At 37.4% G+C, this 9102-nt stretch carries 9 protein-coding genes; 2 read left to right on the top strand and 7 right to left on the bottom strand.

Going from position 1 to position 9102, the window contains the following annotated elements:
* The 7 genes from RLO81_RS04760 to dnaG form a co-directional block, all read right to left on the bottom strand.
* A partial coding sequence (locus RLO81_RS04760) for a tetratricopeptide repeat protein (protein WP_350107981.1) occupies positions 1–1073 on the bottom strand: 1073 nt, incomplete at its 3' end.
* The gene (locus RLO81_RS04765) at positions 1024–1227 is read right to left on the bottom strand and encodes a hypothetical protein (RefSeq protein ID WP_350107984.1); all 204 of its coding nucleotides are present in this window, start codon (positions 1225–1227) and stop codon (positions 1024–1026) included. The genes RLO81_RS04760 and RLO81_RS04765, both read right to left, overlap by 50 nt.
* A gap of 21 nt (positions 1228–1248) precedes the next feature.
* The gene (locus RLO81_RS04770) at positions 1249–3123 is read right to left on the bottom strand and encodes a tetratricopeptide repeat-containing sensor histidine kinase (RefSeq protein WP_350107987.1); all 1875 of its coding nucleotides are present in this window, start codon (positions 3121–3123) and stop codon (positions 1249–1251) included.
* Between the two features lie 13 nt (positions 3124–3136).
* Positions 3137–3526 (bottom strand): hypothetical protein, encoded by a 390-nt coding sequence (locus RLO81_RS04775; protein ID WP_350107990.1) that lies wholly within the window; start codon positions 3524–3526, stop codon positions 3137–3139.
* Between the two features lie 122 nt (positions 3527–3648).
* The gene (locus RLO81_RS04780) at positions 3649–5175 is read right to left on the bottom strand and encodes a CRTAC1 family protein (protein WP_350107993.1); all 1527 of its coding nucleotides are present in this window, start codon (positions 5173–5175) and stop codon (positions 3649–3651) included.
* A 100-nt stretch (positions 5176–5275) separates the two neighbouring features.
* Positions 5276–5671, bottom strand: coding sequence for an endonuclease domain-containing protein (locus tag RLO81_RS04785; RefSeq protein WP_350107996.1), 396 nt, complete (start codon positions 5669–5671; stop codon positions 5276–5278).
* Positions 5672–5799: 128 nt separating this feature from the next.
* Positions 5800–7725, bottom strand: a complete 1926-nt coding sequence (dnaG, locus tag RLO81_RS04790) for a DNA primase (protein WP_350107999.1) — start codon at positions 7723–7725, stop codon at positions 5800–5802.
* Between the two features lie 137 nt (positions 7726–7862).
* On the opposite strand from dnaG, the gene RLO81_RS04795 reads away from it, so the two are divergent.
* Together RLO81_RS04795 and RLO81_RS04800 are read left to right on the top strand one after the other, a co-directional pair.
* Entirely contained in the window at positions 7863–8957 is a 1095-nt protein-coding gene (locus tag RLO81_RS04795; protein WP_350108002.1) for an Mrp/NBP35 family ATP-binding protein, read from the top strand.
* Positions 8957–9102: NifU family protein (locus RLO81_RS04800; protein WP_350108005.1), on the top strand; the 146-nt coding region annotated here is incomplete at its 3' end. The genes RLO81_RS04795 and RLO81_RS04800, both read left to right, overlap by 1 nt.

Here is a 9102-nt window from a genome sequence, read left to right on the forward strand (position 1 = left end):
TGCTTTTGCCCTACCTCAAATTCGGTTCTTAAATCACCTAGTTCACGAATCTTTTCAGCACTCATTAAGCTGTCTCGGTAAGCATAGTATTTAGATTGATAATCAAAGGCCTTTTCAATGTCACCTTTTATTCTATAAGCTTCCGACAAATGTTTTGATGCATTCTGAATTTGTTGCTTTAAGCCATGTTCACGTGCTATCTGATATCCACTTTCCAAATTTTCAACACCAAATCCAATTTGTCCACTCTCAACATAAACTCCACCAATTTCAATTAGGCAATCAGAAATAGCATAATAATCTCGATTTTGTTCCATTATCTCGACAGCCTCATTAAACTGAGTTTGGGCTTCTTCAAGCCTATTCGTTTTTGCCAAGACAAGGGCTAGGTTACTCTTGGCATAGGCTCTTATTCTCGATGTTGCACCTTTTGAAAATCTAATTGCTTTTATCAATACTTGCTCAGCATTATATAGTTGTTCAGCTTTATAAGCATCATAGCCATAATTAACATAGAAACCCGCCATTCTGGTTGAATCGACCATATTCTTATATAGACTTTCGACCAATTCATAGTACTTAATTGATTTACTATAATCTTCCTGCGCTGTATATAATGAAGCAATATTTGTATATGCATCACCAAGGCTTATAGAATCATTTGTTTTAGACGCAATTTCAACCGCATCGAGGTATGCCGTTAAAGCCATCGTATGATTCCCAAGTAATTTTTGAGCATATCCCTTACTGATATAACCTAAGAATAGGAATCTATTTTGCTTTAAATGCTTCGCTTCCTCAATTAAGAGGTTGGCATATTTTTCTTTCTGTTCAGGTTCAGGAACTTGATTACCAATCTGATTTAAAATAATAAGTCTTGCCTCTCCCTCTATTTCATCATTTTCAAGTACTTTAATTAGGCTATCTGAGACATTATACTTTTGAGCAAGCGATATTTGATCAGTTTGCAAATAAAAAATGGCGATACACACCGCCATTCTTAAAACCTTATCATAATATTTCTTAGTCTCCGTCAGGTTGTCTAACACTGGGGTCTTTCTCTTTGTCTCCATCAGCTGTTTTATACTTAATAGTATAACCATTAAATTTTGGTGTATCATCCAAACCCGATTGAATAAGACCTTGAAATGACTGACTTCCATCATTAGACTTCGGTTTTGTTTCCCAGATATCTGTGGACTTTTGACCTCCTTTAGTTTCATTCACATTTACATGTATATTACTAATTTAAGCAATTGCTTCCTGGTTACTCATTGGAAGTTGTATTATAAAAACCGTCCCCTTCCCTTCTTCACTATCCACCTCAATGGTTCCATGATTCATCTTCACAAACTCGTAAACAAGCTGCAATCCGAGACCTAAGCCTTTTTCTCCATCGGTGCCGTAAGAGGATTTACTACCAACCTGATTAAATAATTGAGCTAACTTGCCTTCTGGGATTCCAATTCCGGTATCACTAATTTTTATCTCAACATGATCTTCAAAGTGGTCTACAGAAGCACTGACAGCACCGCCTTCAGGCGTGAATTTTATGGCGTTATTAATGAGGTTTCTAAAAATAGTATGGATAGAGTTTTTATCCACCCATAGTAGAGCCTCTGAATCAACATCTAATTGCAACTGAATATTCTTGGCTTTGGCACTGTTAGTAAACAAAGTATGTACACCCTCAAAAATAGACTTTACAGAAACCTGCTGGGGTTTATATTCCATTTTACCTTGCTGTTGCATGGCCCATTCCAACATACCATCCAACATTCCTGAAAGGTCCTTTGATGTTTTTTCCACGTGCTCCGCTATTTCTACAAGTCCCTCTTTATCATCATCTTCCGCTGAATATTTGATTAACCGACTAATACCTGAAAAAGCATGTACCGGGCCACGCAAATCATGCGAGATAATAGAGAAAAACTTATCCTTTGTTTTATTCAGTTCTTCAAGCTGACTCTTCTGATCAGCTAATACAGCATTGATTCTGGATTTATCTCTATTGTTCTTGTAAATCAGACCAACCAACGCCAAAAGCAAAATAGCTCCTCCTGTACTGGCATAAAGTAGGATTTGCTGAGTTTTCTTTTCTGCCGTTAGCAGGTCAACTTCCGCTTGCTTTTGCCCTACCTCAAATTCGGTTTTTAGATCAGCCATATCTTGAATAACATCACTATTTAATGTGCTATCTTTATAAACAGTATATTCCTTATGGAATTCTAATGCTTTTTTATAATCTCCTTGCCTTTGATTGATCTCATACAATGTGAAACTCGCCTGTTCTATTCTGTCTTTTAGACTATGCTCTTTAGACATTTTATATGTTTTCAGAGCAAAGTCCTTGGCTAATTCTACATTCCCTTTTTTCAGATAAATGTCAGACATATAGATAAGGAATTCAGTTGCACCAGACCAATTGTTTCTCGCACTTAGTGCTTCAATAGTTTCATTTAATTGATCAATCGCTTCAATGTCGTTACCTAAAGCCGCCATTACCAGGGCTTCATTACCTTTGATTACCGCTAGGTAATATTGATTTTTTAATAATTCACCAATTTTTCTGGCATTTTCAAAATTATATTTAGCCGAATCATACATTTCCTGCATTAAAAACATATCTCCTCGATTTATATTAATAGCAGCAATGTAAAGTGAATCTTGTCGACTTTTTTCACTCAACATACCATAGTATGTCAAGGCCTTTTGATAGTAGTTACTTGCGTTTTTAAAATTATTGGTTGCCTTAAAGACATCAGCAATTGTTAAATACATTATCCCGCTACTGCTTAATTTAAGGTCTTCCGCTATCTTGAGACCATTAAAATAATGGTCTAATGCCTCATTATATGAACCTTCAAACTTTTTAATATTACCGAGAGATAGATAGGCTCTAAATTCCCAAATAGGATATTTATTCTTGGATAATTCAAGTAGTTTTATTGCATAATTCTCCCGAGAAACCAGGTTCTTGTGCCGGTCGGCTAATTGATTATATATATCACATACTACCGAATCATGATACATACTAAAATCCAAAGATTCAAGGCTATCAATATTGGTATTATTTTTTGAAAATGAGGTAAATGATAGCAACAGGAATATTGTTGCTATCATGTATTTTATTAAATTATGGTTTTTCAGGTTCCTCAACAACAACGTCAGGATCAACTGTAAGGTCGGTATTATCTGCCAATTTAACTGTAATATCATATCCATCTGCATCTCCTCGATACATGGAAGTACTTACCACTCCACTGTATTGGGTATCTGAATCTTTTTTAGGTTTTTTTGACCAAATGTCTTTCCATTTGTAACCAGAATCTATTTTTGAGCTTTTACCAACGGAAATATCCTTAATTTTTTTGATAGTATTGTCAATAACCCAAACAACTGTGTCTCCTGCTGTTGTTTTTGCCGTTTTAGACGTTTCTTCCATCACTTGCCATTGATCTGATTCTGAATTTCTCCACATTAAATTAGGAGCCTGATAAGTAAGATAAATAGTTATAGTAGCCATCTCATAAACTTTAATTAAACAATTAATTTGAAGGCTTGAATTTAAAACTTAATAAGTAAGAATTACAACAATTCTAATAGAACCAAAGAATTAAAATTTTGAAAGAATTTTAGGTCAATTAACTATTTCAGTGATTTACCCTCTGTAGCAACTAGTACTTGATTCGGCTTAATATCCTCATAGATATCAACCTGCCCAGATGGCCAACTAATTTCTATTTTATCAATAGTTTTAGACTTACTCAACCCAAAGTGAGCTCTTAAATCGTTGATACCCAGGAATGTAGCATTCGATCCTATTTCACGATATTGAGTAACGGCTTTACCGTCAATTTTAGAAGTGAGTTTTATTTTGGTTCCTATTCCTGTTTTATTAGACTTTTCGCCCACGCATTTAATGATTATCCAGTTGTTCTTGTTGTCAGTGTCATTCCTATAAAGAAAGTTCACATCACCACCTCTTATGTAACCGGTTTTGTTCGACACAAATAAATCTACCTTGCCATCATTGTTATAATCTCCGGCACTTACACCCCAGGTGTTTTTCGCTGTCTCTACAAAATGACCCTTTTCAATACTCGTGAAATTTCCATTTCCATCATTTTCATAATAACGGTTGGGTTGATTACCACCATTACCAACATACACATCCAAGTCACCGTCATTATCAAAATCTGCCCATACATTGGCCAATGAAATACCAATGTCATTCACAATTGTGCCTTCATTCGCTCGCACTATTGTATCGCCTTTGTTCAGATACAAATTATTCTTCAATCCACCTTGCACACCACCCCAATTGGTCATATATGCATCTAAATCACCATCATTATCAATATCAATCCAATTCCAGGTTTGCCCGTCTAATGAATCATTCGCAAAAGTGGTGTTCCCAATTTGCTGGAATGACAACTTGCCAGTTTCCTTCAGCATGTTTTTGTAATGAAAATCAGGTGCTAAAGTGCCATTAGCCGGACCACTACCAATAAATAAATCGGAATCACCATCCATATCATAGTCCACCCAATTGGCATTGGTAAAAGGTGCTGTTCGTCTGGTAACAGGTGTAGTGAGTAACTCCGTAAAACTGCCAAACTGATCGCCATTGTTCTTAAAAAGGAAATTGCCCGTAGTTGGCAATCCAACAAAACCACCTGCTGGGTGGATTACCGTTAAATCTAGATACCCATCATTATCTATATCTCGCCAATTGGCGGCAAAGCCCAGTACATTATTTTTTCCAGAATTATAATTTTCATTGCGTTGAAACTGATCATTGCCCAAATTTCGATAAAGCATTGATCCTAAATTGGTAAAAGCATTTACCACAAAAAGATCCAGTAACCCATCATTATCGTAATCACCCCAGGTATGGCCAAACGTTACTGTTTGCATATTTGTCACCTCCCCAGCATTCACTTTTTCAAATACATCATTGCCTTGATTTTTATAGAGCGTGTTAAAGCCAAATGGTGCATTGGCGTTAGAAAGGAAAATATCCAGGTCCCCATCATTATCATAATCCACAAAGCTGGCTCCGTTGGTATTGGTAGTATCCGTGGCTATTTCACCTTTTTCAATGAGGGTGAATTTTTGGGCATGAGTGCTTATGCTCATAAGTAATAGCGAAGTGATAAGAAGATATTTCATGGTGTTTTATTTCTAAATACCTTCTAATTCCTATTCAAGCAGGTAATTCCTATAATATTTGACTATAAAATCCCCCTTCGTTAAAGGAGGCTAGGGGGATTCAACGCTTCAGGTGGACAGGGGAATTCAACGCCTCGTATTCTTCAATGTATTCATAAATAATTTGAATCACCGAATTAATATCCTTCTTAACATCCATGTCATCAAACCGCAAAAAGTTGAGTCCCATAGATTCAAGTATCGCCTGCCTTTCTGCATCTCTAATTGGTGCATCGCCATGATAATGAGAGGAACCGTCTACTTCAATGACAAGATTTAATCGCTTGCAATAAAAATCTACGATGTAATTATTCAGAGGCTTTTGCCTGTTAAACTGATAACCTTTGATCTTTCGCGCTTTGATTTCATTCCAAAGAAGCACTTCAGAGAGTGTGCTATTGTTTCTCAAATAACGTGAGAACTGCTTTAGGTTTTTGTTGTAAGGTAAATAGTACATTTTTATCCCCCGTCCTTTGGACACCCCCTTTTCAAGGGGGAATTTTTCAAATTTAATTCCTCATTAAACCTAAAAAATTTCTTTAACAAATAGCAGAAACCCCCTTTCCAAAAGGGGGCCTGGGGGATTTACCTCGAAACCACAATCCCCAGCACCTTGGCAAGTTCCATTTCGGATTGTTTTAATCGATCGTGGATGATGAATAACTTATCCTGCTCTTCCGGGTCTTTTTCAACCTTCATTTTGGCCAAATTCTCAGAAATGAGTTTTTGAATGACTCTGAACTTTAAGCGAGCAACATGGGTGTACACTACTGTATCCAATAAATCGTGTTCTGCTGGTATAAATATTTGATATTTATCATTCCAGTTCGGACTAATTTCTCTGCGTTCGGTCACAAGATCAATCACTTCTTTTTTGATAGCTTCAGAACCATTGGCTATTAAATACTGAACATCTATCACTTCACCCTGATCTAAACGCTCTTTGAAGAGCTCAAATATTTCTTTGTACACTGGAGTTACAAACTCAACATCCTCCAACTCATTGAGTAGGTAATTATATATTTTATACTCCTCCTCAATTTCATTCAACCCATAATTAACGAGTAATCGGATGCTTTCGCGCTCCTGAATCCTAATCTGGTCTTTAACATCTATGGACTTAACCTCAGATTCCGTAATCAGCTCATCTAAAAGCCTCTCTCCGGTAGCTTCTTCTTCCCTTTTTTTAGTGTCTTTTCTTCTGTCCTTTATCAGGATTTTGTTCAACTCAGCAACCAGCACTGATTCATCGATATCCAGAAGCTTCGAAGATTCTTTCAGGTAAACCGCACGCTTGATCCCATCCGGTATTTTACCAATAGAACTAACAATCTCTTTAATGGACTCTGCCTTTTTTAGTGGATCACGAGCAGATTCCTCGGCATACAAGCTTGTTTTAAAACTGATAAAATCTGCAGTATGCTCTTTTAAATAGGCCTTAAATTCTGATGTCCCAAGTTTTTTGGAATAGCTATCCGGGTCTTCTCCTTCAGGAAAAACCACCACGCGCACATTCATTCCAGCCTCTAGAATCATATCAATACCTCGCAATGAGGCTTTCATTCCTGCTGCATCACCATCAAACAATACCGTAATATTCTGCGAAAACCGACTAATGAGTTTAATCTGCTCATCCGTTAAAGAAGTGCCACTTGAACTTACAACGTTCTCAATATCAGACTGATGCAACGAGATTACATCGGTATACCCTTCTACCAAATAGCAATTGTCCTGCTGCCTAATAGCGGCTTTCGCTTGATACAAGCCATAAAGGATTTTACTTTTATGATACACTTCACTCTCGGGAGAGTTCAGGTATTTAGGCTTATCGTCCTTCTTGAGTGTTCGAGCGCCAAAGGCCACCACCTTGCCTGCTACATTATGGATCGGAAAAATTACACGGCCTCTGAAACGATCATATTTCTTATCGCCCTCTTTTCTTACAATTAAACCTGCTTTTTCCAGCAAGTCTTCATTGTAAGCGTTTTTGGTGGCATCCTGTAAAAGTGAATCCCAGGCACTTTGGCTATAACCTAACTGAAATTTTTCAATGATAGGTGCATCATAGCCACGCTCTTTAAAATAGCTTAGGCCGATGGATTTGCCTTCATCGGTATCTAAAAGCTGCTTTTTAAAGTATTCATTGGCATAGTTGAGCACAATAAACAGACTGTCCTTTTCATTCTGTTCTGCCAGTTGTTCATCAGACTGCTCATCTTCAATGATTTCTATGCCGTACTTCTTCGCCAGATGCCGGATGGTTTCTACATAGTTCAATCCATCATGTTCCATCACAAAATTGATGCTATCGCCAGATTTACCACACCCGAAGCACTTATAAATCCCTCTGTCAGGAGTTACAGCAAAAGAAGGTGTTTTCTCATCATGAAACGGACAACATGCCCATAGGTATTTCCCGCTTCCTTTTCGCTTTAGCGTCACATAGTCCGACACGATATCTTCAATATCTGCCCGATCCTGAACTTCCTGTATGGTCTGTTTTGCTATCAATTTTTGTAGTTGGACATCAAAGTTAAATATAATGTAAGAGAATGGTCACGGACACAACTTATTTTGTATTTCAATTGTTACTAAAAACGAATCAGAAAGGCTAAATTGCGCAAAAATTGAATTGAAGACGAGGGAATATGGCATTTAAAGAATCAGATGTACTAAAAGCACTATCAACAGTTGATGATCCGGATCTGAAAAAAGATTTGGTAACGCTCAATATGATTAAAAATGTTGAAGTGTTTAGCGATACAATAAAATTTACCGTGGTGCTTACCACACCAGCTTGTCCGTTAAAAGAATTGATCAAAAACAACTGCATTGAGGCAATTCACAAGCATTTAGATAAATCGTTGGCCGTTGAAATTAACATGACGTCTAATGTAACCTCTACCAGAAATGAAGGGCCATTGCTTCCCGGTGTTAAAAACATCATTGCCATATCTTCCGGTAAAGGTGGTGTTGGAAAATCTACTGTTACTGCAAATCTTGCCATTGCATTAAAAAATGCCGGTGCCAAAGTAGGTATTATAGATGCTGATATTTATGGCCCATCTATTCCTACTATGTTCAATTGCGAAGGTGAGCAGCCAGAAGTTAAACAGGTAAATGGTAAAAACATAATTGTTCCTTTAGAGCAGTATGGTGTAAAGCTTATTTCTATAGGTTTTCTTGCTCCTGCCGATAGTGCGGTAGTTTGGAGAGGGCCTATGGCAAGTTCTGCCTTAAAGCAGTTTATCGGAGATACAGATTGGGGTGAGCTGGATTATTTATTGATCGACTTACCTCCAGGTACAAGTGATATTCACCTGACATTGGTACAAACTGTACCAGTTACAGGAGCAGTAGTGGTAACAACCCCACAAAAAGTAGCCATAGCCGATGCCAGGAAAGGTTTAGCCATGTTCAAACAGCCACAGATCAATGTACCCGTGTTGGGTATTATTGAAAATATGGCGTACTTTACTCCTGAGGAGCTACCTGACAACAAATACTATATATTTGGGCAAGATGGTGGTTTGAACTTATCGGAAAAGCATAATGTTCCGTTTCTGGGTCAGATACCATTGGTTCAGAGCATTAGAGAAAGTGGAGATAGTGGGCTTCCGGTGGCAATGAAGGATGATGTAAGTGCAAAAGCATTTAATGATTTAGCTGAAGCGATGGCAAGGCAAGTGGCAATTAGAAATGCCAATATGGAAAAAACGAAAAAAGTGGAAATGAACGCATAATGGAAACAACAAATACAGTGTCGGAAGATTTAGTTTCTAGAATTGATAAGGCCCTGGATGGCATCCGCCCTTATTTAGAAACGGATGGTGGGAATGTTAAGATAGTAGAGGTTACTGATGACATGACCGTGAAGTTGGAATTATT

The organism is Fulvivirga sp., assembly GCF_040220315.1.
Taxonomy (GTDB): domain Bacteria; phylum Bacteroidota; class Bacteroidia; order Cytophagales; family Cyclobacteriaceae; genus Fulvivirga.

What these genes read in the sequence shown, in the direction of transcription:
- RLO81_RS04795 (WP_350108002.1), top strand. Translation starts at nt 7,863, where the DNA reads ATGGCATTTAAAGAATCAGATGTACTAAAAGCACTATCAACAGTTGAT.
- RLO81_RS04775 (WP_350107990.1), bottom strand. Translation starts at nt 3,526, where the DNA reads ATGGCTACTATAACTATTTATCTTACTTATCAGGCTCCTAATTTAATG.
- RLO81_RS04785 (WP_350107996.1), bottom strand. Translation starts at nt 5,671, where the DNA reads ATGTACTATTTACCTTACAACAAAAACCTAAAGCAGTTCTCACGTTAT.
- RLO81_RS04770 (WP_350107987.1), bottom strand. Translation starts at nt 3,123, where the DNA reads ATGATAGCAACAATATTCCTGTTGCTATCATTTACCTCATTTTCAAAA.
- RLO81_RS04780 (WP_350107993.1), bottom strand. Translation starts at nt 5,175, where the DNA reads ATGAAATATCTTCTTATCACTTCGCTATTACTTATGAGCATAAGCACT.